The organism is Enterobacter cloacae complex sp. BZL2005, assembly GCF_049238885.1.
Lineage (GTDB): Bacteria > Pseudomonadota > Gammaproteobacteria > Enterobacterales > Enterobacteriaceae > Enterobacter > Enterobacter roggenkampii.
The window spans coordinates 69264-93856 of sequence record NZ_JBMKGI010000002.1 but is presented as its reverse complement, the minus strand read 5'-3'; the positions used below and the strand labels follow the sequence as shown (position 1 = coordinate 93856).

Sequence of the window (24593 nt, the reverse complement as noted above, 5' to 3'; positions counted from 1 at the left end):
CTCTTTAGGTCAGGCAAGACGCATGACCCAGGCATCGGTTTTACTATCGTAATGCTCACGGTAAAGAACAGAATGTTCGCCATCAAGTATTGCCGGGACGCTGGTGTCTGCATCCCATGCATCGAGCTGCATGCACAAATCAGGGTCGGATTTGCAGGGAATACTTAACGTTCGATCGCCTTGCGCTTCGCCGCGCAGTTCTGCGTCGTCGATCTCAAAAGCGCCAATACGCACGCTGGTTTTCGTCATAGTGCTCTCCGGGTCGGTTGTCAAAATCTGGTATGACCAGTACGGCCACCCATTTTTGATCGTAGACAAGGAGAGCAAAATCGCCAGTAAAAAAATGCGCTTTTTTTCAGGCCGTGCGATCGTTACCGGTAAACAGTCGTCCATCCCGGACCAGCTCGCGCGGATAGCTGTTTTTCAGTCGTGAACCGACTTTTTTTGCCAGCCCGAGCGGGTATCCCTGATACGTCACGATCACTTCATCGCCTGATGGCGTGCTGTCAGGATAGACATCGCGACCACGGTACCACTCTTCGGCTTCCTGATGCGTCAGGGCAAAGGTATTCTCGTGCCCGGCAAGGGCGATGACGGCCTCATGCTGCCAGCGATAGCCTTTATTATGCACTTCCGCCAGGCGGATCCCGATTCGGGAAAAACGGACCTTTCCGATGAGCGGCTCGATCTCAGCCGGGAACAGCCATACCTCTTTATCACGCATCCAGAGGTGCAGGCTCTCATCCCAGACCAGGCCAATTTTTTCGGCGGCGGCGACAAGCTGTGCTGCATCGCGACCTTTGAGGGGGGCAAACGGGAAGTTGCCGACCTTGAATTTGGGGGCGGGCAGGGGAGCAACCGCCTGCGTTTTACGCAGACGTGCCACAAAGAAGCCTTCGCAGTCGTAAATCTGCGGGAATACGTGGAGGAAACCCTCCGGCGTAATCGCCTCCTGTGCCGAGGCGAACAGATCGTTAAGCGGCAGGAATTCGACCGCATCCGGGTATTGCGCTTTCAGCCACAGGCAGACGTCTTCGTTTTCATCGCGGTTTAAGGTGCACGTTGAATAGACCAGCGTGCCGCCAGGGCGAAGGGCATGGAATGCGCTCTCGATCAACTCCCGCTGCGTGGCGGCGATCTCAAGGTTGCTTTCCACGGACCAGTTCTTTAACGCATCGGGATCTTTACGCACCACCCCTTCGCCGGAGCAGGGAGCGTCCAGCAGAATGGCGTCGAAGGCTTCCGGCAGGGCAGCGCCAAACACGCGGCCGTCGAAGTGCGTCAGGGCAACGTTATGAATACCGCAGCGGCTGATGTTGGCATGCAATACCTTCACGCGGCTGGCGGAAAACTCGTTGGCGAGGATCGCGCCGCGGTTACCCATACGGGCGGCAATCTGCGTGGTTTTTGAGCCGGGCGCCGCGGCCACATCCATCACGCGCTCGGGCGCATTGCCCTCTGCAAACAGAGCAGCCACCGGCAGCATCGAGCTGGCTTCCTGGATATAGAACAGGCCGCTCAGATGTTCAGCGGTGCTTCCCAACGGCACGGCGTTTTCGTCATCGCGCTCGATCCAGAACCCCTCAGCGCACCACGGTACCGGCGTAAGCTGCCAGCTGTAGGGCGCGACCAGCGCCAGAAAATCCTCGACGCTGATTTTCAGCGTGTTGACGCGAATACTGCGGCGTAACGGACGCTGGCAGGCGGCGATAAAATCGTCTAACGACAGGTGAGAAGGAAGCGCCTCGCGCATCTGCGCCAGGAATTGTTCAGGAAGAAATACGGAGTTTTGAGCCACGGGCACACCACAGGGAAAAGTTCAGGTGCGCAGTGTAACATAAAGGCTCCGGTGCGTTGACACCGGAGCCTTGCAGATTAACGCGGCAGGGCGGTTCCCCATTCGCGCCACTCTTTCGGTTCGCTTTCGAGCAGCAGGAAATGTTTACCCGGCTGCGCTTTCGGCGCCAGCGGCGTCCCCGGCGGTGTGGCAAACGCAATACCGCCGCGAATGAACTGGTTGAAGGTCCCGGTTTTCACCACGCCTCCCGTCAGGCCGAAGTCCAGCGAGTAGCCGGATGCCAGCCAGAACACCGAGTTATTACGCACCAGGTGCTGGTAGCGTTCGCTGATGCGTAGCGCCACCATCACGCGGTCGGAGAGCGTCCCGAGCGTCAGGCCCGTGACCGTACCGACCTCAATGCCGCGGAACAGCACAGGGGTGCCGATGCTCAGCGAGCCGGCTTCCGGCACTTCCACCACGATGCTCAGGCCGCCAAGGTAGCGCGAGTCGGTGATCGTGGCTTCCTGCAGCTCGAAATCACGACGGGCATTGCCCTGGCCGGGCTCAACGTTGATGTACGGCTGCAAAATGGTGTCGAGATGCTCAACGCCTGCGGCCGAGATCTGCGGTGTCACCACCGAGAAGCGCGAACCCGCGCGCGCAAAGGTCTGCACATATTCCGGGTAGAGCACGGCGGTAGCCTGCACCTCGTTGCGCGAGGTGATCAGCGTCAGCTTCTGGATCTGCCCGATATCAATGCCCAGGTAGCGGATCGGCATGCCTTCCGCCAGCTTACCGGCATCAAACGCGTGCAGGGTAATCTGCCCGCCCACGGCGCGTGCGGCGGTCTCGGACGGGAAGAGAATTCGCTTATCGCCTTTACGCAGGTTCGCGCCCGCTCCGCTGAGGTTATCGAAGCTAATCGCCCCGCGCAGCGCGCGTGACAGCGGAGAGGCCTGTACGGTCAGTCCGTTACCGTTCAGCTGCACTTTCGCACCGCCTTCGGCCCAGAAGACGCTGTTCGGCGTCAGCAGCTTACGGTACTCCGGCTTGATGTGCAGTTCGATATCAAAGGCGTCGGCACGCGGGCGAACGGCGATCACTTCCCCGACTTCAAACTTGCGATACAGCACCACGGAGCCCGCCTGAACGTCCGGCAGGGTCTCGGCGCTTAACGTCAGCGTGGTGGTAGGAAGATCGCTCAGGCTGTTTTCAATCGCTTTCTCAAGGTTGGCATACAGCGGGTAGCTGTCGCGCACGGGACCTTTATCCCCCGGCAAAATACGGATGCCGCCGTTCACCCATTCGCTGGCGCTGGCGCCGAGAAACTCCACGCCGTCCAGTCCTACCTTCACGTCGACGCGACTGTTCACCACGAATTTACTGTCGCCATGTACCAGGTCTCTGTATTGCGGGTCGATGGCAACGGAGAATTGCACCCCATCCGCGGAGAGCTTGCGCTCCAGCACCTGTCCCACCTGCACGCCGTGTAAAATCAACGGCTGACCAGCTTCAATGCCATAGCTTTCTGGCGCATTGAGCGTAACCGTCACGACGCCCGGCTTTTGCAGCAGGGCTTTATCCGCCGGGGCAATCACGAAGCTATTGCTGGGCTGACCTTCCCCGGGGATCAGCTCAAAGGTATTGCCGGTCAGCAGCGTGCTGAGGCTGGTATCGTTCAGGGAGATCTTTGGACTGCGCATTTCGATGCGCGTTTTCTCGCGCAGGAGATCGACCACGCTCGGATCGACCGTCATTTCGCCAGTGACCGATCCGCCCGGGTTGAGCGTCATTTTGGTGAGCTGGCCGACCTGCAGACCCTGATACATCAGCGGCGTTGAACCCGCTTTTAGTCCTTTAGCATCGGGAAGGGCGAGTTTGACGATCACGCCGCGCTGGCTGTGCGCCAGATCGGCGTACAATCCGAACGTGTCATCAGCCGTGGCAGGGCTTGAGTTTTCCGGGGAGTCAAAGGCGATGGCGCCGTTCACCAGTGCGGCCAGACTCTCCAGCTTCACTTTTGCACCGCTCAGGCTGAGGTCGGCATCCACGCCGGACACGTTCCAGAAGCGGCTGCCCTTTTTCACCAGATTGGTGAAGCGGCGCTCGATCAGCACATCAATGGTGACGCCCTGTTTATTCGGGTTAATCGCATAATCGTACACGCGGCCAACCGGGATCTTACGAAAATAGACCAGGGAGCCGCTGTTCAGGGAACCGAGGTCCGGCGCCTGGAGATGAATCATCAAATCGCCGTTATTGAGGCGGTATTTGGGCTGCGTATCCAGAGCCACAAAGTGATCCTGCGGTTCGCCTTTGCCGGGCATCATGCCGATATAGTTACCGCCGACGAGCGCATCCAGACCGGAAACACCGGCCAGCGAGGCTTTTGGCGTCACCAGCCAGAACTGCGTTTCGCTGCGCAGGGCATCCTGCATGTCAGATTTAATGCTGACCCGCACCTGAATCTTGTTCAGCCCTTTTCCAAGGGAGATATCCTGAACCGTACCCACTTCAACCCCCTGGAAGCGAACGGGGGTTCGCCCGGCGACGATGCCGTCGGCGGTCTGGAAATCAATGGTGACGGTACTGCCGCGATCCTCATAGCTTGTCCAGATAAGCCAGCCTGCAATCATCAGGGCGATGACGGGCAGCAACCAGAATGGCGAAATGCGGCGTTTTGTTTTAATTCTCGCTTCAGTCGGCGAAGCGGGGGTTTCCTGACTCATGTGCATCCCAAAGTAAGCGGCTATCCAGCCATTCCACAGCAAGAATAGTCAATATCACCGCAGAGCCGAAATAAAAAGCCGCGGGTCCCATTGTAAAAGCAAGTAACTGATCGCGATTGATGAGCGACATCATCAGCGAAATCACGAACAGATCTAACATTGACCAGCGGCCAATCCAGGTGACGAATCGCAGAAGCAAAATGCGGGTCCGTAAACCTTGTTCACACTTTAAGTGAATGCTGATGAGCAGGGTAATCATCACCACCACTTTGGTAAAGGGAACCAGGATACTGGCAATAAAGACGATTGCCGCCACCCCGACATTGCTGTGCCCAAGGGAGATAATCCCGGATAGGATAGTATCCTCCTGACGTCCACCATTCACGTAAATGATGGAAATCGGCAGCATATTGGCGGGGATCAGGAACACCAGGGAGGCGATCAGCGCCGCCCAGCATTTTTGCAGGCTGTTATTGCGCCGCAGTCTCAACGGAATGTGGCACCGCGGGCAGCGTCCGCGCGTGTCGGGTAACCCGGTATAGTGGCAACCCAGACAGACGCGCAGATTTTCATCGGGACGCGTGGCGGGGCGCTGAGGGTAGAATCGCTCCCAGAGCTGCTCAACGTTCAGGTGGATCAGCGTCAGGATGCTCAGCAATACCAGACAGATGAAGGCAAAGAGTCCGACGCCGGGCTGCAAAAAGGCGTAGTCCTGCACCTTTATTGACGCAACCCCCACGCCCACCAGATAAATATCCAGCATGACCCACTCTTTGAGCTTATCCAGCATCAGCAGCACCGGGCGAAGGTTCATGCCAAGAATATTGCCAAACCAGAGATAGGCAATGGCGGCAACCAGCACCAGCGGTGCGCCGACGGTGCAGAACAGCACCATCGCGGCGGTGATGGGATCGCCCTGACGGGTCATCTGCCAGATGCCCTGCAGCACGTTGGCGTCAATGCGCACGCCGAGCAGGTAGAGTTTTAGCAGCGGCTCACTCCAGGCGAAGGGCATCAGCAGCAGCATGGTAACGGCCATGGCGGCGAGGCGGGTCAACGACCAGTCGCGGCCATCGCGAATTTTGGCGTCACAGCGGGGACAGAAGGCACTTTGGTGCGATTTCATCTTCGGCAACATAAAAAGCGTATCGCACTGGGGGCAACGCTGATAATGTGCACGAGGCAAAGCTTCGCTTACCGTATGGACAGTTATCTTTCTTGTCGGCGTAATTTTGGTTGTTTTTAAGGCCATCAGCTGCGCACAAATAAGTATTGTTGAAAGTTATAATAACTCATGAACGGATTCATCTTGAGCATGAGCGCATTTAATGCTTATTTTAATAGGCTATGCGGTAATTTTGTAAGACAACTAAGTGATTGAATAATGAACAAAACAGAATTCTACGCGGATCTGAACCGCGATTTTAAGGCATTGATGGCGGGTGAGACCAGCTTCTTAGCCACTCTGGCAAATACTAGCGCATTGCTGTTTGAACGTCTCTCTGACGTGAACTGGGCGGGCTTTTACCTTCTGGAAGGTGAAACGCTGGTGCTCGGTCCGTTCCAGGGCAAACTGGCCTGCGTGCGTATCCCGGTTGGGCGTGGCGTATGCGGCACGGCGGTGGCCGAGAATCAGGTCCAGCGTGTGGAAGACGTTCATGCGTTTGACGGGCACATCGCCTGTGATGCCGCCAGTAATTCTGAAATCGTTCTGCCGCTGGTGGTCAAAAATCAGATTATTGGCGTTCTGGACATCGACAGTACGGTCTTCAGTCGCTTTACAACCGAGGACGAACAGGGGCTGCGCGAGTTGGTGGCGAATCTGGAAAACGTACTCGCAGCAACCGATTATCAAAAATTCTTTGCGAGCGTCGCAGGATAATCAACGGATAACGTAGCATTTACTGATAGCGTCATTATAATGACGCCTGTTCATGCCTGCGCTTGTTGGCAACGTCCGTTGTAATCAGGAAATTTCATGGAAAATCAACCTAAGTTGAATAGCAGTAAAGAAGTTATCGCATTTCTGGCCGAGCGTTTCCCGCAGTGCTTCAGCGCGGAAGGCGAAGCTCGTCCCCTGAAAGTCGGTATTTTTCAGGATCTGGTGGCGCGTGTTGAAGGGGAAATGAACCTCAGCAAAACTCAGCTGCGTTCCGCCTTACGTCTTTATACTTCGAGCTGGCGTTACCTGTACGGTATCAAACCTGGCGCGACCCGCGTGGATCTCGACGGCAACCCTTGCGGTGAGCTGGACGAGCAGCACGTTGAGCACGCGCGCAAGCAGCTGGAAGAAGCCAAAGCACGCGTTCAGGCACAACGTGCGGAACAGCAAGCGAAAAAACGCGAAGCCGCCGCGGCAAACGGCCAGGAAGAAGCGCCTCGTCGTGAGCGTAAACCACGCTCTGCGCCGCGTCGTCACGATAATAACGATCGCAAACCGCGTGCAGACAAACCAGCAGCAAAAGCCCCGCGTGCGCCTCGTGAAGAGCCGCGCCATACGCCGGTTTCTGACATTAACGCCCTGAGCGTGGGTCAGGCGCTGAAGGTAAAAGCGGGTAACAATGCTATGGACGCCACCGTACTGGAAATCACCAAAGATGGCGTTCGTGTACAGCTGACTTCTGGTATGTCAATGATTGTACGCGCAGAACACTTGTTGTTCTGAAACGGAGGCCAAGCCTGGCATGAACACTTTTTTTAAGCTCACCGCGCTGGCGGGCCTGTTTGCTATAACAGGTCACGCCTTTGCAGTGGACGATATCACGCGTGTTGATCAAATTCCGGTACTCAAGGAAGAGACGCAGCACGCGACGGTGAGCGAGCGCGTGACCTCACGTTTCACCCGTTCGCACTATCGTCAGTTCGATCTCGATCAGGCCTTTTCGGCCAAAATCTTTGACCGCTATCTGAACTTGCTGGATTACAGCCATAACGTTTTGCTCGCCAGCGATGTCGAGCAGTTCGCTAAGCGGAAATCCGAGGTGGGTGACGAGTTGCGGTCAGGTAAGCTGGATCTCTTCTACGATCTCTACAACCTGTCGCAAAAGCGCCGCTTCGAACGCTATCAGTACGCGCTGAAAGTGCTGGAACGTCCGATGGACTTCACCGGCAACGACACCTTCAATCTGGACCGCAGCAAAGCGCCCTGGCCAAAAGATGAAGCCGAGCTGAATGCGCTGTGGGACGGCAAAGTGAAATACGACGAGCTGAGCCTTAAGCTCACCGGCAAAGACGAAAAAGAGATCCGTGACACGCTGACGCGTCGTTACAAATTTGCCATTCGTCGCCTGGCACAGACCAACAGTGAGGATGTTTTCTCACTGGCCATGACGGCCTTTGCGCACGAAATCGATCCGCACACCAACTATCTCTCACCTCGCAACACCGAGCAGTTTAATACCGAAATGAGCCTGTCTCTGGAAGGTATCGGCGCGGTGCTGCAGATGGACGATGATTATACGGTGATCAATTCGATGGTCGCGGGTGGTCCGGCATCCAAAAGCAAAGCCATTAGCGTAGGCGATCGCATTGTGGGTGTGGGACAAACCGGCCAGAACATGGTCGATGTGATCGGCTGGCGTCTTGATGACGTGGTTGCGCTGATCAAAGGTCCGAAGGGCAGTAAGGTTCGTCTGGAAATTCTGCCAGCCGGAAAAGGCACCAAAACCCGTATCGTTACCCTGACCCGTGAGCGTATCCGTCTGGAAGATCGCGCGGTGAAAATGTCGGTGAAAACCGTGGGTAAAGAGAAGGTGGGTGTCCTGGATATTCCTGGCTTCTACGTCGGGTTGACTGACGATGTGAAAGTTCAGCTGCAGAAACTTGAAAAGCAGAACGTCAGCAGCATCATCATCGACCTGCGCAGTAACGGCGGCGGGGCGCTGACGGAAGCGGTTTCACTCTCTGGCCTGTTCATCCCATCTGGCCCGGTGGTTCAGGTGCGCGATAACAACGGTAAAGTGCGTGAAGATGCGGACAATGACGGTGTGGTCTACTACAAAGGCCCGCTGGTGGTTCTGGTTGACCGCTTCAGTGCATCTGCATCTGAGATCTTCGCCGCTGCCATGCAGGACTACGGCCGCGCGCTGATCGTCGGTGAGCCAACCTTCGGTAAAGGCACCGTTCAGCAGTACCGCTCTCTGAATCGGATTTACGATCAAATGCTGCGTCCGGAATGGCCTGCACTGGGCTCGGTTCAGTACACCATTCAGAAATTCTACCGCGTAAACGGCGGCAGTACGCAGCGTAAGGGTGTCACGCCGGACATCATCATGCCGACAGGCACCCAGGAGACGGAAACTGGCGAGAAGTTTGAAGATAACGCGTTGCCGTGGGACAGCATCAATGCCGCGACCTACGTGAAAGCGGGTGATATGACGCAATTTGGCCCTGAGCTGCTGAAGGCGCATAACGACCGCATCGCGAAAGATCCGGAGTTCCAGTACATCCTGAAGGATATTGCCCGATTCAATGCCCTGAAAGATAAGCGGAATATCGTTTCTCTGAACTACGCGCAGCGTGAAAAAGAGAACAACGAAGACGATGCAACCCGCCTGGCGCGTATCAACGATCGCTTCAAGCGTGAAGGTAAACCTCTGCTCAAGAAACTGGACGATCTGCCAAAAGATTACCAGGAGCCGGATCCGTATCTCGACGAGACGGTGCATATCGCGCTCGACCTGGCGAATCAGGAAAAAGAGAAACCTGCCGTACAGCCCGCTCCGGCAAAATAACCTCCCAACAGGCACAAGAGATTGTGCCTGTTTCTTTTTGTTCTTCATCCTTCCGTCAGCCAGATTTTCAATTGTGTAAAGTTGTGTCTTTCTGGTGACTTACGCCCTCAGGATGCTTGAAAATAGCCGCAATACCCATACGATGTGGGTAATCGCATAGTGCGTTTTGTTAAACTGAGGTAAAAAGAAAATTATGATGCGAATCGCGCTCTTCCTGCTCACCAACCTGGCGGTGATGGTGGTTTTCGGGCTCGTGCTAAGCCTGACAGGAATTCAGTCGAGCAGCGTTCAGGGTCTGTTGATTATGGCGCTGCTGTTTGGTTTTGGTGGCTCGTTCATCTCCCTGCTGATGTCGAAGTGGATGGCATTGAAATCGGTAGGGGGTGAGGTTATTGAACAGCCGCGTAACGATATGGAACAGTGGCTGATGAATACGGTGGCTCAGCAGTCCCGTCAGGCCGGGATCGCCATGCCGCAGGTGGCCATTTACCATGCTCCGGACATCAACGCGTTCGCCACGGGTGCCCGTCGCGATGCGTCACTGGTCGCTGTTAGCACCGGACTGCTGCAGAACATGAGCCGTGACGAAGCCGAAGCGGTTATCGCCCACGAAATCAGCCATATCGCAAACGGTGACATGGTGACCATGACCCTGATTCAGGGCGTGGTAAACACCTTCGTGATCTTTATCTCCCGTATTCTGGCGCAGATTGCCGCTGGCTTCATGGGCGGCAACCGTGACGAAGGCGAAGAGAGCAACGGCAACCCGCTGATCTATTTTGCCGTGTCGATGGTGCTGGAACTGGTATTCGGTATTCTGGCGAGCATCATCACGATGTGGTTCTCCCGCCACCGTGAATTCCACGCGGATGCCGGTTCTGCGAAGCTGGTTGGTCGCGAGAAGATGATTGCCGCGCTGCAGCGTCTGAAAACCTCCTACGAGCCGCAGGAAGCGAACAGCATGATGGCCTTCTGCATTAACGGTAAATCCAAATCGCTGAGCGAGCTGTTTATGTCTCACCCGCCGCTGGATAAACGTATTGAAGCGCTGCGCAGTGGGGAATACCTGAAGTAACGCAACAAAACACAATAAGCCGGGCAGGAGAACACTCCGCCCGGCTTTTTTTATGCCTGAACCCTGGGCTGGGTCACCCGCAGGCCGCTGACGATAGCCGCGAGGGTGGCAAGTACACCGGCGGTGAGGAGGGCAACATGGTTGCCGTTCTGGCCTGCGAGGTTAAACATCAGGGCGACCAGCGCCGCACCGGTGCTTTGCCCAAGCAGACGCGCGGTTCCCAACATGCCGCTGGCCCCTCCGCTACGATGTCGCGGTGCTGAGGTGATAATGGTGTGGTTATTGGGGGACTGGAACAGCCCAAACCCCGCGCCGCAGAGGATCATGCGCCAGATAATGTCCAGATCGGAAGGCGACGAGGGCAGCAATGCCAGTGCGAAAAGGCCTGTCGCCATCACCGCCAGCCCCAGAGCCCCGAGTAAACCGGCATGAACGCGTTCAATTAAGTAACCTGCCAGCGGGGCCATCACCATGGTCGCCAGCGGCCAGGGGGTGAGCAGCAGTCCGGTCTCCACTTCTGACCGGCCTACCACGCTCTGCAGAAAGAAGGGCAGAGAAACCAGAGCCAGCATCTGGGCGCAAAACGAGCAGACGGACGTGCAAATGGAGAGTGAAAAGAGAGGAATTCGCAGCAGATCAACGGGCAGCAAAGGCGCGGGGAGGGTGAGCTGGCGGCGAACAAAGAAGAAGCCGATCGCCAGCAGGGCGATGAGCTCCGCGCCGGTAAGCATCAGCGATTGTCCTTGCGCAAAGCCGCTGAGCGCCGTAATCAGCAGGCCGAAGGTCAGGGCATTCATCACCGCGCTCGCCACGTCGAAGCGCGGCATGCTGATTTTGGGGCCGTTAGCGGGAAGAAAGCGCAGGGCAAAGAAGATCGCGAGGATACCCAGCGGCACGTTAATGGCGAACAGCCATTGCCATGACGCGACGGAAAGGATCGCCGCCGCAATGGTTGGCCCGGCGGCTGAAGAGACGGCCACAATAAACGAGTTTATCCCCATCCCGCGCCCCAGATGGCGCTGGGGATAAATCAAGCGGATCAGCGCCGTGTTTACGCTCATCAACGCCGCGCCGCCAAAACCCTGGGCGATGCGCGCAAGCGTCAGGGTATGCAGTGAATCTGAAAGGGCGCAGAACAGGGAGGTAAACGTGAAAACCACCAGGCCACACTGATACACCCGGCGATAGCCGAACATATCGCCCAGGAAAGAGAACGAGAGCAGTGAAACCACAATCGCAATCTGGTAGGCGTTAACAATCCAAATCGAACTGGCGGGTGAGGCATGCAGGTCGCTGGCGATGGTTGGCAGGGCAACGTTGGCAATCGCGCCGTCAAGGACGGCCATGGAGATACCGATAATGATGGTCGCTATTGCGCCATACCGCTGGGGTAATGGCAGACCATCGGAAAGATTCTTTTCCATCAGGAGTAAAAAGCTCAGCGTGAAATTATTCTCAGGGTAACTATTTTAGCATTGTTACAGCCGCGATATGTCGCAGATTTGTAACGAAGTAAACGCGGATTGATTGCAGCTGACATGACGGGAACTTATAATAAAAACCAGTTCTGATTTTTATAAAACACTCGCTATGAGGTGGTAAATGGCTATTGCGGATTTGGATAAACAACCAGATTCTGTTTCTTCCGTGCTGAAGGTGTTTGGCATCTTACAGGCGCTTGGAGAAGAGCGTGAGATAGGTATTACAGAGCTGTCACAGCGCGTGATGATGTCAAAAAGCACCGTTTATCGCTTTTTGCAAACCATGAAATCATTGGGTTACGTTGCGCAGGAAGGCGAATCTGAAAAATATTCTCTGACGCTGAAGCTGTTTGAATTAGGTGCGCGTGCGCTACAAAATGTTGACCTGATCCGCAGCGCGGACATTCAGATGCGTGAAATCTCTCGCCTGACCAAAGAGACCATTCATCTCGGTGCGCTGGATGAAGACAGCATCGTTTACATCCATAAAATCGACTCCATGTACAATCTGCGCATGTATTCGCGCATTGGGCGCCGCAACCCGCTCTACAGTACCGCGATTGGTAAAGTTCTGCTGGCGTGGCGCGATCGCGAGGAAGTGGAGCAGATCCTCGACGGCGTGGAATACAAACGCAGCACGGAACGAACCATTACCAGTACGGAAGCGCTGCTGACGGTGCTCGACCGCGTGCGCGAGCAAGGGTATGGCGAAGATAACGAAGAGCAGGAAGAGGGGCTGCGCTGTATCGGCGTCCCGGTATTTGACCGCTTTGGGGTGGTGATTGCGGGCTTAAGTATCTCTTTCCCAACCTTACGTTTCTCCGAAGAGCGTCTTCATGAGTATGTGTCTATTCTGCACACTGCCGCACGTAAAATTTCTGAACAGATGGGCTATCACGACTACCCGTTTTAATCCCTGCTGAAATGAAAAAACGCCGCATCTGATGCGGCGTTTTTTATGCCTCATGAACCTGGCTGATTAGCCGTTATCAATCACGACGGAGGTTTTACGCAGTACAGGACATTGGGTTAAGCCAATGATCCCGCTGTCAGTATGCAGATACTGGGCGGTGCTCATTCCTTGTGCGGTTAGGTATTTACACTGAATGCCTAACCCGGCTGCGTTTTCTGTGCTCCCCACAAGCACACCATAGCCCGTTAACAGAAGGCCAATCCAGACAAGGGCCAGTGCAATAATTGTTCGAATGATGAATCGCATTATTACCTCTTTTATCGTTGTTATCGTAATGCTAGCGTAACGTGTTTACGCAATGAAACAAGTGCAGCATTCTTAAAAACCGCGATGGAGGCGCAGTTAGCCCTTGTTTAAGATAAGCGTGATAATCTCGTTACATCAGGTCCTTAGACGGAGTGTGGAGTGAAAAAAATACGCTGGGTAATTCTGATTATCGTACTGATAGCGTGCGTGGTGTTATGGACGCAGACGATCAATGTGATGTGCGATCAGGATGTACAGTTTTTTAGCGGCGTTTGCGCAATCAACAAATTTATTCCGTGGTAATACACATTTTTTCTCAACGTGATTTCCTTCCTTCACGCCAGTGGTAAAATAGACGTTTTTATTGAGGTGGTGAAATGGGTGAGTTACTGAATTCAGGGTTGCTGAATATGGCATCCCTGATGATTTCTTTGGTGGTTCTGCTTGTGGGGCTGGTCATCTGGTTTTTCGTGAATCGGGCCAGTTCGCGTACAAATGAGCAGATCGAACTGCTGGAAGCGCTGCTCGATCAGCAAAAACGCCAGAATGCATTGCTACGCCGTCTTTGCGAGGCTAACGAACCGGAAGAGAAAGACGCGCCGAAAGACGCGGTCGCTGAAGATAACAAAGACGAAGACGACTTTATCCGCCTGGTGGCTGAGCGTTAATCTTTTTTGTCCTGGGAGGTGGCTGTGGTCTGGAAAAATCCCTGGTATGACCCCTCCCTGAAACATCATACCCCGAACGGTTTTCGTAATACCCTTCCTGTCGGACATCAACCCGGTGACCTTGACCGTTGGCGTAAAGCGCGCAAAGAGGCCGGTTTACCGAAGCCGCCCGCGCTGGGTTATGACGATTTCATCCGCCAGTGGTGGCAACCCGTTGAGCTGGCGCAATCTCATGAAGATGGGGTGTGGTGGCTCGGACACGCGAGCGTGTTGCTGCAGCTGGACGGCAATATCATCCTTACCGATCCGGTGTTTTCACGACGTGCTTCTCCGCTGCCTTTCCTGGGACCCCAGCGCAAAACGCCTCCCGTACTGTCTGTCGAGCAACTTCATCAGCTTGATGCGGTTGTCATCTCCCATAATCATTACGATCATCTTGATGACGCAACCATTCGCAGAATCCTCAAGCGCTTTCCCGACGTCTGTTGTTTCGTTCCGTTGGGCCTGGCCGACTGGTTTCGTCGCCGGGGAGCAAAACGCGTGGTCGAACTCGACTGGTGGCAGAGTTTCACCTGGCAGGGGATGACGCTGACCGCCGTGCCGGCACAGCACTGGAGCATGCGCACGCCATGGAACCGCAATCGTTCCTTATGGTGCGGCTGGGTGATGGAAGGACGGCATCACCGTTTCTGGTTCAGCGGTGATACCGGCTATTCGCCTGAGCTGTTGTTGATTCCTGAACGCCTGGGCCAGATAGATGCCGCCGCGTTGCCGATTGGTGCCTATGCCCCACGATGGTTCATGGCTGTTCATCATATGGATCCGCAATCAGCGGTGGCATTGTGGCAGCAGTTGGGTTGCCCTCTGGCGTTTCCAATTCACTGGGGCGTGTTTGAACTGGCAGATGAAGCTTTAGATGAACCTGTGCAGGAGTTAACTGACGCGCTCGATAATTTAGCACCAGTTAATCATTCTTTCAGGATACTGAAAATTGGTGAATATTTATCCTTCTAAACGAAGCGATAAATTATTGCATATATTCTTGATGTAAACGCGCCTGGGAATGTTTTATTTTTATCGAAACGTTTTGCTTGCCTTCTTTTGATGCAGAGTCATAAAAATTTCATTATTTTGGTGCATAACGCTGTTTATTCGCTGGTGCATTTTAATACAGATGGAAGCGGGTTTTTAACAGTGTTTTTTCTCTGAAACAATTTGGTCGCGTTACAATGATTTAAGCATAACTTTTCACAAATTGTTCTAACTCAATCAGGACGAAAGATTTCTTTTCCTGGTTGCTGGACGGTTCGTAATGAATGAGCTATGTTAAAAAAGTCTTAGATTACAGCGGTTGTGCAAGCAATGCTGGGTCTTTGTTACGCAGCAGGGCTGTCTGTACGCGATGCGCATAATTGTGCAAAACCTGACAGGCACTGTTCGAATTTGTGCGGCGGATCGAGACATGTTTAAAAATGGCTTGCCATATTAAACATAGTGTGTGATAACACGTTTTGGGTCAAACGAGGTACAGTTCTGTTTATGTGTGGCATTTTCAGTAAAGAAGTCCTGAGTAAACACGTTGTCGTTGAATACCGCTTCTCTGCCGAACCTTATATTAGTGCCTCATGCAGTAATGTCTCAGTTTTATCTCAGTTAATGCCTGCGGGCTAAGAAAACACTCTAAGGAATTTTGCAAAATGGCAAAGATTAAAGGTCAAGTTAAGTGGTTCAACGAGTCTAAAGGTTTTGGTTTCATTACTCCTGCTGACGGCAGCAAAGACGTGTTCGTACACTTCTCTGCAATCCAGGGTAACGGCTTCAAAACTCTGGCTGAAGGCCAGAACGTTGAGTTCGAAATTCAGGACGGCCAGAAAGGCCCAGCTGCAGTTAACGTAACTGCTATCTGATCGAACCGCTGCTGACTGAAGTGCCCTGCACTTCACTCTCAGACATAAAGCCTCGCCTGTCGCGGGGCTTTTTTATGTCCCTTATCTTTCAAAATATTACCATCCACGGTCTTGTTAGTAACTTGTTGCAAAGCTGCGAGGTTAGTAGCACTGTTTTGCCACCCTAAACCCATCTTTTCCCGTTAAATCAGTGCGTTGTTTTACAGCCCTGGGGTTCAGGTGAAGAAGAAATCGATAGCGACCGTCGGAAATTTCACGCCGGCGCGTTTTGTGCTGCTCTGTTTAGCTATTTTTTGTAGTCTGGCTTTTCTGCTGGGCCGCGTTGCCTGGCTGCAAATCATTAAGCCTGACAATCTGGTGAAGCAGGAAGATATGCGATCCCTCCGCCAGCTGGCGATTGATGCGCCGCGCGGCATGATAATGGATCGCGAGGGCCGCCCTCTGGCGGTGAGCGTGCCTGTCCAGGCCGTCTGGGCCGATCCTAAGACGGTGCTGGCAAAAGGGGGCGTCAGCCTTGATGAGCGCTGGCAGGCGCTGGCCAGCGCGCTGCATCTCTCCCTCGGCACGCTCTCGGCACGCATCAACGCCAACCCGCAGGGTCGTTTTATTTACCTTGCCCGCCAGGTTGATCCGGCACAGGCAAAGTGGATCGATAAACTGAATCTGCCCGGCATCAATTTACGCGACGAGTCCCGCCGTTTTTATCCTGCTGGCCATGTGGCAGCGAACCTGATTGGCTTCACCAATATTGACGGGCAGGGCATTGAAGGTGTGGAAAAGAGCTTCAACGCCCAACTCACCGGCAAACCGGGCGTACGTCAGGTGAGGGAAGATCGCTACGGGCGCGTGGTTGAAAACCTGACTGAAATCGCGCCCTCACCGGCGCATAACATTCAGTTAAGTATTGACGAGCGGCTGCAAACCATCACCGAAGATGCGCTCGACAATGCCGTGGCCTGGAACAAGGCCGAGTCGGGGGCATCGGTATTAATTAATATCCCAACCGGGGAAATACTCGCGATGGCGAGCTATCCGGATTTCAATCCCAATAATCGGGAAGGCGCGACGATAAACGATTTCCGCAACCGCGCGATCAGCGATACGTTCGAACCCGGTTCGACCGTCAAGCCGCTGGTGCTGATGACGGCCCTGCAGCAGGGCCTGGTCCAGCCGGATAGCGTGATTGACACCCATCCGTATACCCTTGACGGGCATCGCATTCGCGACGTGGGCTATTACCCTGAGCTGACGATGACCGGGATCCTGCAAAAATCGAGCGACACCGGCGTTTCCCGGCTTTCTCTGGCGATGCCCGTTCAGCACCTTATTGACACCTATCGAAACTTTGGTTTTGGCACCAATACGGGGCTTGGCTTAACGGGGGAAAGTTCAGGGCTGTTGCCACAGCGTAAATACTGGAGCCAGCTCGATCGCGCGACCTTTGCCTTCGGCTACGGGCTGATGGTCACGCCGCTCCAGCTGGCCCACGTCTACGCCACGATTGGTGGGTTCGGGCTTGAGCGTCCTCTCTCCATCACCCGCATCGATCCCCCCGTTATCGGGCACCGCGTCATGCCGGAAGAGATTGCGCACGAAGTGGAGCACATGATGGAGAGCGTTGCGCTGCCGGGCGGCGGTGGCGTTAAGGCTGCCGTGCGTGATTACCGGGTGGCGGTGAAAACCGGCACGGCGAAGAAAATTGACGATAGCGGGAAGTATGTCGATAAATACGTCGCCTACACCGCGGGCGTTGCGCCTGCCAGCAATCCGCGTTTTGCTCTGGTGGTGGTGATTAACGATCCGCAAAACGGGGCCTACTACGGCGGTGCCGTCTCTGCGCCTGTCTTCAGCGAGATTATGGGTAACGTGCTGCGTCTGGAGAATATCAAACCTGACGGATTACCAGCGGGGTCCGATCACCTTATCGTCATGCGCTAACCGGGCGTTTATAACAGGGGCGAATAGCGGTACACTTCGCCCTTTGATTATGCTCCGGAGTTGCCATGTCCTTCAGCTGTCCCCTTTGCCACGCCCCCCTGACGCACTCAGATAAACGTTATACCTGTCCGCAGGGGCATCAGTTTGACCGGGCAAAAGAAGGCTACGTGAATCTTCTGCCGGTGCAGCATAAGCGCTCGCGCGATCCTGGCGACAGTGCAGAGATGATGCGGGCGCGCCGCGCGTTTCTCGATGCCGGGCACTATCTGCCGCTGCGGGAGACCGTCGCGCAGAGGCTGAATGACATTCTGCCTGCTTCCGCCACCGCCATGCTCGATATCGGCTGTGGGGAAGGGTACTACACCGCACGGTTTGCGGAGGTTGCTCGTGAGAAGGGCGCACAGACATTCGGTCTGGACGTGTCGAAAGTGGCCATTCGCGCGGCGGCAAAACGTTATACCGACGTGACGTTCTGCGTGGCGTCCAGCCACCGGCTGCCGTTTGACGATGCCAGCATGGACGCGGTTATCCGCATCTACGCGCCGTGTAAGGCGGAGGAGCTGGCGCGCGTCGTGAAACCGGGCGGATGGGTGGTCACCGTAACGCCTGGCCCGCGTCATCTGATGGAGCTGAAAGGGCTGATCTACGACGAAGTGCGTCTCCATGCCCCTCATTCTGAACAGCTGGCCGGTTTTACCCTGAAGCAGGCGGAATCGGTGGCGTACGAAATGAAGCTGAAAGGGGAAGAGGCCGTCGCGTTATTGCAGATGACGCCGTTCGCGTGGCGGGCAAAACCTGAGGTATGGGAAACGTTAGCGGCACACTCAACATTTCGCTGCCAGACGGACTTTAGCATCCACGTCTGGCAGCGCGAAGATTAACCGGCAAAGTGTGCCCAGAGGATCTGGGCACCAATGCCAATCAGCACAATCCCCCCGAGGATCTCGGCGCGTTTACCCAGCAGCGGGCCGATAAACCGTCCGACCATTATGCCCAGCGTGGACATAATCAGGGTTGCACAGCCAATAGCCAGCGCGGTGGCGATAATATTGACCTGCAAAAATGCCAGACCGACGCCGACGGCCATCGCATCAAGGCTGGTGGCAATGGCCGTGGTGACCAGCAGCCAGAAGCCGTGGCGGTGCTGCGGCTCCTCGTCTTCATCATCGCCGCCGCGAAAACCTTCAATGACCATTCGGCCACCGAGAAACACCAGCAGGACGAAGGCAATCCAGTGGTTCCACTCCAGCACGAACTGGCTGGCGAGCATGCCAAGTCCCCAGCCGAGAAGCGGGGTCAGCGTTTCGATAGCGCCAAAAATCAGGCCGGTACGCAGAGCTTCTGAGAATTTAGGTTTGTGGAGCGTGGCGCCTTTTCCGATGGAAGCAGCGAATGCGTCCATGGACATGCCAAAAGCGAGAAGGATCGTAGCGGAGATATTCATAACAGCGTCCAGACCGGGGATATCCATATGACACATCACTGCCCCCAGTAAAAAGCAGTTGATGTATCTATGGTCTCGCCTGATCGCAACGCACATAAGACATGCGGTAAGCGATCCGTACGTGCCACGTTTTTCAACGAGTATGTTGACACGTACATTTCCTGCGAACAGGAAATCGGCTACTCCCCAACGACGGGCGCAACCTTAACATATTTTGAGAATATAAAACAACAATGAAGAGGCATTATTTAAATCGTTTGTTGATAACGATTTTCATTTGTCTTTAAGCGTGAAAATATCGTTAACAAATAGCATTCAAATTAGCGGTGGGGATATAGCTTTGGCTATGTTGCTTGCGCAAAATAAAGACAAGTTATAGCCATTGCTATATTGCTAACTCATTGAGTTTTAACAAGTAACTTGTATGTCTTTTCCAGGTCATCAATATTCTTCACCCGAATAAGCAGGCGGCGTTGTTCTAATTGCATCACCAGTACGCCGTCCTCGGATAAATTCATTTCTTTAATACGGTTATATTCTATCCATACATTGGCGAAGAAGAATCCGTGGGATTTAAAAATGATTTTCGGCGTGCGAATCCAGAACAGATAAATCGCCATTAATGCCAGCGCACATAATAACCATGTGGTTAATAATGCACCATGGCTGGTGACGTTATTGTAAATAAGAATGGCGATAAGGCCCACGAAGATAAAGGCATCCACGCGCCCGCGTCGTAGCAGGGGAAGGGAGAGCAGCGTCTCGCCGTGACGGCGCGGCATGATTAACTCGTCATAGATCGCATAAGCCAGAAGGGCAATAATAAATAAAACCAGTACGATGTCCGTGACAGTCATTCTTCCTCCAGATAACCAATAAAAAACCGGGGGCAAGCCCCCGGCGTCTAACGTTATTGCATTACAGACCCAGCAGGCCGACGGCGTAACCCGCGATACCGATGACGAAGAAGCCAACGATAATCCACAGCGGGTTCACTTTCTTACGCAGCAGCCACATACAGGCGAAGGTCAACAGCAGCGGGACCAGGCCCGGCATCAGCTGGTCCAGAATCGTCTGCACGGTGGTGACGCGAGTCTGACCATCCTGTCCGGTGATGGTCGATACCACCAGCGGGATGTTCACGTGCGTCCACTTGTTAACCAGTGCCCCCATGACAAACAGGCCGAGGATTGACGCCCCCTCAGTCAGCTTCTGCAGGAAGCCGCCTCCCATGTCCTTAACGATGTCCACCCCTTTACGGTAGCCGTAGGCCACACCGTAGTAACGGGTCAGCAGACGCACGGCGTTGAACAGGATGAAGAACAGCAGAGGGCCAAGCAGGCTGCCGCTCATCGCGATACCGGCACCCAGCGCCGCGAAGACCGGACGAACGGTACCCCAGAAGATCGGGTCACCGACGCCGGCCAACGGGCCCATCAGGCCGACTTTGATACCGTTGATGGCACCGCCGTCAATCTCTGCACCGTTCGCACGCTGCTCTTCCATCGCCAGCGTTACGCCCAGAACGGGGGCCGCAACGTAAGGATGGGTGTTAAAGAATTCCAGGTGACGCTTGATGGCCTGACGGCGCGCTTCGTTATTTTCCGGATACAGGCGTTTGATCGCCGGTACCATGGAGAAGCAGAAACCCAGCGCCTGCATACGTTCGAAGTTCCATGAACCCTGAAACAGGTTAGAACGGATGAACACGCCACGAATATCACCCGGAGTGAGTTTTTTCTCGGTGGTAGTTTTTGTCATATCAACCATGTCGCTCACCTGTTAGTCCAGTTCGTTATCGAGATCGTTGTTACCAGCAGCCTGCGCTGGGGCACCCGCGACGCGGTTATATTTCGGGCTGAGCTGGATGTAGAGAATCGCCATTACCGCACCAATCACACCCAGCGCAACCAGGTTGAAGTTGGTGAATGCCGCGGTCACGAAGCCGAGGTAGAAGAACGGCATCAGGTAGCCTGCGCGCATCATGTTGATGACCATCGCATAACCAACGACCACGATCATGCCGCCCGCGATGTTCAGACCGCCGGTGACCACTTCAGGAATGGCGTTCAGCATGCTCTGGACTTCACTGGTACCGACGGAGATCGCAACGATAACCGCCGGGATCGCGATACGCATCGCCTGCAGGAACAGGGAAGAAACGTGGATCCACGACAGTGCCGTGAGGTTGCCGTTTTCGGCGGCCTTATCCGCTGCGTGCTGGAAGGCTACGGTGATAGTACGAACAATGATGGTCAGAACCTGGCCTGCGGCTGCCAGCGGGATCGCCAGGGCGATACCTGCACCAATACTCTGGTGACCGGCAATAACCAGAACGGTCGAAATGATAGAGGCCAGCGCGGCATCAGGCGCAACTGCCGCACCGATGTTCATCCAGCCCAGGGCGATCATTTCCAGGGTACCACCGATGATGATACCGGTTTTCATGTCACCCAGAACGGCCCCAATCAGCGTACAGGCCACCAGAGGGCGGTGGAACTGAAATTCATCAAGTACGGATTCCATACCCGCAATACATGCGACGACGAACACCAGTACAATCTGAAGAGTGGTAATCTCCATTGCACTTCTCCTATTACATAAACTTTATGTGAGAACCGGCGCGGGCTTATTTCCCAACTTTGCCGATCAAATCCATCATTTTCAGTTTTTGATCCGTGGAAACCTTACGGGCTTCCAGCTCAATACCGCGCGCATTCAGCTTGTTGAATGCCTCGATATCTTTCGCATCAACTGAAATGGCGTTGTTGACCTGCGTTTTGCCCTGACGGAAGGCCATACCACCAATGTTAACGGAGGTGATTTTCACGCCGCCTTCAACAATGCGCTCAACGTCTGTCGGGTTAGTGAACAGGAGCATTACGCGTTCGCCCGCATATTTCGGGTTGTTGTAAACGCGGATCATCTTGGCGACATCCACGACGTGCGCGGTAACGCCAGGCGGAGCAACCTGAGTCAGAAGGGTTTTACGAACGGTGTCGGCGGCCACTTCGTCGCTGACCACGATAATGCGTTGAACGTTGGTCTCTTTGGTCCAGCGCGTGGCAACCTGACCGTGGATGAGGCGGTCATCAATACGCGCAAGGCCAATCACCATGTAATCATTCGGACCCATCGGTTTTGCAGGCGCTGCCGCTTTCGGTGCCGCTGCGGGCGCAGGGGCAGGTTTTTCCACCGGCTGTGCTTTCAGGGCTTTCACCCCTTCACGGCCCGTTTCAACGGCCAGGGCCACCAGCTCGTCGAAAGACGGATTGTCGTCGCGCGCCATGAAGGCTTCCACCAGCATGGGGATATTGACCCCGGCGACAACTTCATAGTGCTCTTTATCGACGACAATGCGGCTGGCAGCATTGAACGGGCTGCCGCCCCATGTATCAACGAGAAACAGCACGCCCTTGCTGGTATCCAGCTTCGCGAGTTGAGCGTTGTACTTCTCAATCAGCGTCTCGGCGTTTTCACCGGGAACGAAATCGATCCAGCCGACGTTTTCCTGCTCGCCCAACAGCATCTCTGCCGTTTTGAGTAGCTGCTCAGCAGCCCAACCATGTGTGCCTATGACAATAGCAATGGTCACTTGCTACCTCCTTTTATTATCATTAATACGCCTGCCGGGCAGTCGTACTGAGAATCGTATTGGCGAACCGAATCGATTCAGATAAGGGTTAGAGTTCAAAAACTAAGACTTCCGCGAATTATTTTAGATAGTGAAAAAATAATTTATGTGATGAAGATCCGTAATTTAGCCACGCGCGACAGATTTATCTTAAGGGTACAGCCACTGTGTTACAGATCTTTGCAAAGGAACGTAAATCTTTGCTAAAAATGCATTGTGTCTGATATGTTTAGCCTCCGTTTAATTGTTCAGGAGTATAGGGCTACAGCCCACTATATGGACCGTCACCGACGTCAGTCATCTTTCAGGCCATTTCGCGCCTTTTTCACCGGCGATCCTCGCCACGTATCGACTCTGTCTGCCTCTGTTTTGCCCACGTTGAGTGGGGCACCGTTTCGTCATTCCTTTAGCAGGAGCTTGTCATGGAATTCTTAATGGACCCGTCAATCTGGGTAGGATTGCTCACGCTGGTGGTGCTGGAGATTGTTCTCGGCATCGATAACCTGGTGTTTATCGCCATCCTTGCGGATAAGCTGCCGCCAAAACAGCGTGATAAAGCGCGTCTGATTGGTCTCTCGCTGGCGCTGGTCATGCGACTGGGTCTGCTCTCCGTTATCTCGTGGATGGTCACGCTGACCAAACCGTTATTCTCCGTCATGGATTACACCTTTTCCGGCCGTGATTTGATCATGCTGATCGGGGGGATATTCCTGCTCTTCAAAGCGACGACAGAGCTCCATGAGCGGCTGGAAAACCGGCAGCACGATGATGGTCACGGTAAAGGCTATGCCAGCTTCTGGGTGGTGGTGCTGCAGATCGTGGTGCTGGATGCGGTCTTCTCGCTGGATGCGGTGATCACGGCGGTCGGCATGGTGAACCACCTGCCGGTCATGATGGCGGCGGTGGTTATTGCGATGGCGGTCATGCTGCTGGCGTCGAAACCGCTGACGCGTTTCGTGAACCAGCATCCGACGGTGGTGGTGCTGTGTCTGAGCTTCCTGCTGATGATTGGTCTGAGCCTGGTGGCGGAAGGCTTTGGCTTCCATATTCCGAAAGGCTACCTGTACGCTGCGATTGGCTTCTCGATCCTGATCGAGCTGTTCAACCAGATTGCGCGTCGTAACTTTATTAAGCAGCAGTCAAATCAGCCGCTGCGCGCCCGTACCGCGGATGCCATTCTGCGTTTGATGGGCGGTCGTCGTCAGGTGAACGTTCAGTCTGATTCCGAAAACCACAACCCGGTTCCGGTGCCGGAAGGGGCGTTTGTGGAACAGGAACGCTACATGATTAACGGCGTGCTCTCTCTGGCCTCCCGTTCGCTGCGCGGCATCATGACGCCGCGCGGGGAGATCAGCTGGGTCGATGCTAACCTGAGCGTGGATGAAATTCGCCAGCAGCTGCTCTCTTCACCGCACAGCCTGTTCCCGGTGTGTCGCGGCGAGCTGGATGAGATCATCGGCGTGGTCAGGGCAAAAGAGATGCTGGTCGCTCTGGAAGAAGGCGTTAACGTCGAAGCCGTTGCTGCCGCATCGCCTGCGATTGTGGTGCCGGAAACGCTGGATCCGATCAACCTGCTCGGTGTGCTGCGCCGCGCGCGCGGTAGCTTTGTTATCGTCACCAACGAGTTTGGCGTGGTGCAGGGGCTGGTGACGCCGCTGGACGTGCTGGAAGCGATTGCCGGTGAATTCCCGGATGAAGACGAAACGCCGGAAATTGTTGCCGACGGCGAAGGCTGGCTGGTTAAAGGTACGACCGACCTGCACGCGCTCTCGCACACGCTGGGGCTGGAAAACGTGGTCAACGATGAAGAAGACATCGCGACCGTTGCCGGTCTGGTTATCGCCGTGAACGGGCAGATCCCGCGCGTCGGCGATGTGATTGAGCTGCCGCCGCTGCACATTACCATTGTCGAAGCCAACGACTATCGCGTTGATATGGTCCGCATTGTTAAAGAACAATCTGCCCACGATGAAGATGAGTAAGTC

At 54.7% G+C, this 24593-nt stretch carries 24 protein-coding genes, 1 pseudogene and 1 riboswitch; of the genes and pseudogenes, 14 read left to right on the top strand and 11 right to left on the bottom strand.

Translation table 11 applies throughout. From position 1 onward, the window contains the following. Window positions 1-9: 9 nt before the first annotated feature. From ACOTXI_RS04795 to yebS, 4 genes are all read right to left on the bottom strand, one after another. The gene (locus tag ACOTXI_RS04795; RefSeq protein WP_008500472.1) at window positions 10-249 is read right to left on the bottom strand and encodes a YebV family protein; all 240 of its coding nucleotides are present in this window, start codon (window positions 247-249) and stop codon (window positions 10-12) included. Between the two features lie 106 nt (window positions 250-355). Beyond that, window positions 356-1798 carry a 16S rRNA (cytosine(1407)-C(5))-methyltransferase RsmF gene (gene rsmF / locus ACOTXI_RS04790; RefSeq protein ID WP_046092768.1) on the bottom strand — a complete coding sequence of 481 codons (1443 nt, stop codon included), beginning with the start codon at window positions 1796-1798 and terminating at the stop codon, window positions 356-358. 77 nt (window positions 1799-1875) lie between these two features. Further along, window positions 1876-4509 (bottom strand): PqiB family protein, encoded by a 2634-nt coding sequence (locus ACOTXI_RS04785; protein ID WP_008500474.1) that lies wholly within the window; start codon window positions 4507-4509, stop codon window positions 1876-1878. Further along, on the bottom strand, window positions 4478-5761 hold the full coding sequence (gene yebS / locus ACOTXI_RS04780) for a membrane integrity lipid transport subunit YebS (protein WP_008500475.1): 1284 nt from the start codon (window positions 5759-5761) through the stop codon (window positions 4478-4480). The genes ACOTXI_RS04785 and yebS overlap by 32 nt, the downstream gene beginning before the upstream one ends. Before the next feature lie 132 nt (window positions 5762-5893). Between yebS and ACOTXI_RS04775 the strand changes: the two genes are divergently transcribed. From ACOTXI_RS04775 to htpX, 4 genes are all read left to right on the top strand, one after another. Beyond that, entirely contained in the window at window positions 5894-6391 is a 498-nt protein-coding gene (locus ACOTXI_RS04775) for a GAF domain-containing protein (RefSeq protein WP_008500476.1), read from the top strand. Between the two features lie 96 nt (window positions 6392-6487). Further along, window positions 6488-7174 carry an RNA chaperone ProQ gene (gene proQ, locus ACOTXI_RS04770; protein ID WP_008500477.1) on the top strand — a complete coding sequence of 229 codons (687 nt, stop codon included), beginning with the start codon at window positions 6488-6490 and terminating at the stop codon, window positions 7172-7174. Window positions 7175-7193: 19 nt separating this feature from the next. Beyond that, window positions 7194-9242, top strand: coding sequence for a carboxy terminal-processing peptidase (gene prc, locus ACOTXI_RS04765; protein ID WP_008500478.1), 2049 nt, complete (start codon window positions 7194-7196; stop codon window positions 9240-9242). A 193-nt stretch (window positions 9243-9435) separates the two neighbouring features. After that, window positions 9436-10317, top strand: coding sequence for a protease HtpX (htpX, locus tag ACOTXI_RS04760; protein ID WP_014884290.1), 882 nt, complete (start codon window positions 9436-9438; stop codon window positions 10315-10317). A gap of 50 nt (window positions 10318-10367) precedes the next feature. Here htpX and ACOTXI_RS04755 read toward each other — a convergent pair whose 3' ends face one another. Continuing rightward, a complete protein-coding gene (locus tag ACOTXI_RS04755) occupies window positions 10368-11741 on the bottom strand; it encodes an MFS transporter (protein ID WP_058653383.1) in 1374 nt (457 codons plus the stop codon). Window positions 11742-11919: 178 nt separating this feature from the next. Between ACOTXI_RS04755 and kdgR the strand changes: the two genes are divergently transcribed. Further along, window positions 11920-12711 (top strand): DNA-binding transcriptional regulator KdgR, encoded by a 792-nt coding sequence (kdgR, locus tag ACOTXI_RS04750; protein ID WP_025910101.1) that lies wholly within the window; start codon window positions 11920-11922, stop codon window positions 12709-12711. 66 nt (window positions 12712-12777) lie between these two features. Here kdgR and ACOTXI_RS04745 read toward each other — a convergent pair whose 3' ends face one another. Beyond that, window positions 12778-13017, bottom strand: a complete 240-nt coding sequence (locus tag ACOTXI_RS04745; protein WP_008500483.1) for a YobH family protein — start codon at window positions 13015-13017, stop codon at window positions 12778-12780. 159 nt (window positions 13018-13176) lie between these two features. Between ACOTXI_RS04745 and mgrB the strand changes: the two genes are divergently transcribed. The 7 genes and pseudogenes from mgrB (at window position 13177) to rlmA (ending at window position 18411) form a co-directional block, all read left to right on the top strand. Continuing rightward, on the top strand, window positions 13177-13320 hold the full coding sequence (mgrB, locus tag ACOTXI_RS04740) for a PhoP/PhoQ regulator MgrB (RefSeq protein ID WP_006175995.1): 144 nt from the start codon (window positions 13177-13179) through the stop codon (window positions 13318-13320). A gap of 74 nt (window positions 13321-13394) precedes the next feature. Continuing rightward, window positions 13395-13685: a YebO family protein gene (locus ACOTXI_RS04735; protein WP_008500484.1), complete on the top strand. Its 291-nt coding sequence runs from the start codon at window positions 13395-13397 to the stop codon at window positions 13683-13685. A 24-nt stretch (window positions 13686-13709) separates the two neighbouring features. After that, entirely contained in the window at window positions 13710-14699 is a 990-nt protein-coding gene (locus tag ACOTXI_RS04730) for an MBL fold metallo-hydrolase (protein ID WP_023325504.1), read from the top strand. Window positions 14700-15224: 525 nt separating this feature from the next. Continuing rightward, window positions 15225-15369 (top strand): annotated as a pseudogene (locus ACOTXI_RS04725) (DUF2627 domain-containing protein). Window positions 15370-15382: 13 nt separating this feature from the next. Continuing rightward, window positions 15383-15592: a transcription antiterminator/RNA stability regulator CspE gene (gene cspE / locus ACOTXI_RS04720; protein ID WP_001062678.1), complete on the top strand. Its 210-nt coding sequence runs from the start codon at window positions 15383-15385 to the stop codon at window positions 15590-15592. 219 nt (window positions 15593-15811) lie between these two features. Then, window positions 15812-17530 (top strand): peptidoglycan glycosyltransferase FtsI, encoded by a 1719-nt coding sequence (ftsI, locus tag ACOTXI_RS04715; RefSeq protein ID WP_023293943.1) that lies wholly within the window; start codon window positions 15812-15814, stop codon window positions 17528-17530. A gap of 65 nt (window positions 17531-17595) precedes the next feature. After that, window positions 17596-18411: a 23S rRNA (guanine(745)-N(1))-methyltransferase gene (gene rlmA, locus ACOTXI_RS04710; RefSeq protein WP_008500487.1), complete on the top strand. Its 816-nt coding sequence runs from the start codon at window positions 17596-17598 to the stop codon at window positions 18409-18411. On the opposite strand, the gene mntP is transcribed toward rlmA, so the two are convergent. The 5 genes from mntP to manX form a co-directional block, all read right to left on the bottom strand. Beyond that, a complete protein-coding gene (gene mntP, locus ACOTXI_RS04705; RefSeq protein ID WP_008500488.1) occupies window positions 18408-18974 on the bottom strand; it encodes a manganese efflux pump MntP in 567 nt (188 codons plus the stop codon). The genes rlmA and mntP overlap by 4 nt on opposite strands. Before the next feature lie 9 nt (window positions 18975-18983). Next, a riboswitch (yybP-ykoY riboswitch) is annotated at window positions 18984-19174 on the bottom strand. 198 nt (window positions 19175-19372) lie between these two features. After that, complete coding sequence (locus ACOTXI_RS04700; RefSeq protein WP_421633921.1) at window positions 19373-19831, bottom strand: DUF986 family protein; 459 nt, start codon at window positions 19829-19831, stop codon at window positions 19373-19375. A gap of 61 nt (window positions 19832-19892) precedes the next feature. Then, window positions 19893-20744: a PTS mannose transporter subunit IID gene (locus ACOTXI_RS04695; RefSeq protein WP_058653382.1), complete on the bottom strand. Its 852-nt coding sequence runs from the start codon at window positions 20742-20744 to the stop codon at window positions 19893-19895. Between the two features lie 12 nt (window positions 20745-20756). Continuing rightward, window positions 20757-21557 (bottom strand): PTS mannose transporter subunit IIC, encoded by an 801-nt coding sequence (gene manY / locus ACOTXI_RS04690; RefSeq protein ID WP_008500490.1) that lies wholly within the window; start codon window positions 21555-21557, stop codon window positions 20757-20759. 46 nt (window positions 21558-21603) lie between these two features. After that, window positions 21604-22569, bottom strand: coding sequence for a PTS mannose transporter subunit IIAB (gene manX, locus ACOTXI_RS04685; RefSeq protein ID WP_058653380.1), 966 nt, complete (start codon window positions 22567-22569; stop codon window positions 21604-21606). A gap of 264 nt (window positions 22570-22833) precedes the next feature. Between manX and ACOTXI_RS04680 the strand changes: the two genes are divergently transcribed. Both ACOTXI_RS04680 and yoaE read left to right on the top strand, forming a co-directional pair. Beyond that, on the top strand, window positions 22834-23043 hold the full coding sequence (locus tag ACOTXI_RS04680) for a protein YoaL (RefSeq protein WP_071530947.1): 210 nt from the start codon (window positions 22834-22836) through the stop codon (window positions 23041-23043). Continuing rightward, complete coding sequence (gene yoaE / locus ACOTXI_RS04675) at window positions 23031-24590, top strand: CNNM family cation transport protein YoaE (RefSeq protein ID WP_008500492.1); 1560 nt, start codon at window positions 23031-23033, stop codon at window positions 24588-24590. Before ACOTXI_RS04680 ends, yoaE begins: the two co-directional genes overlap by 13 nt. Window positions 24591-24593: the final 3 nt, after the last annotated feature.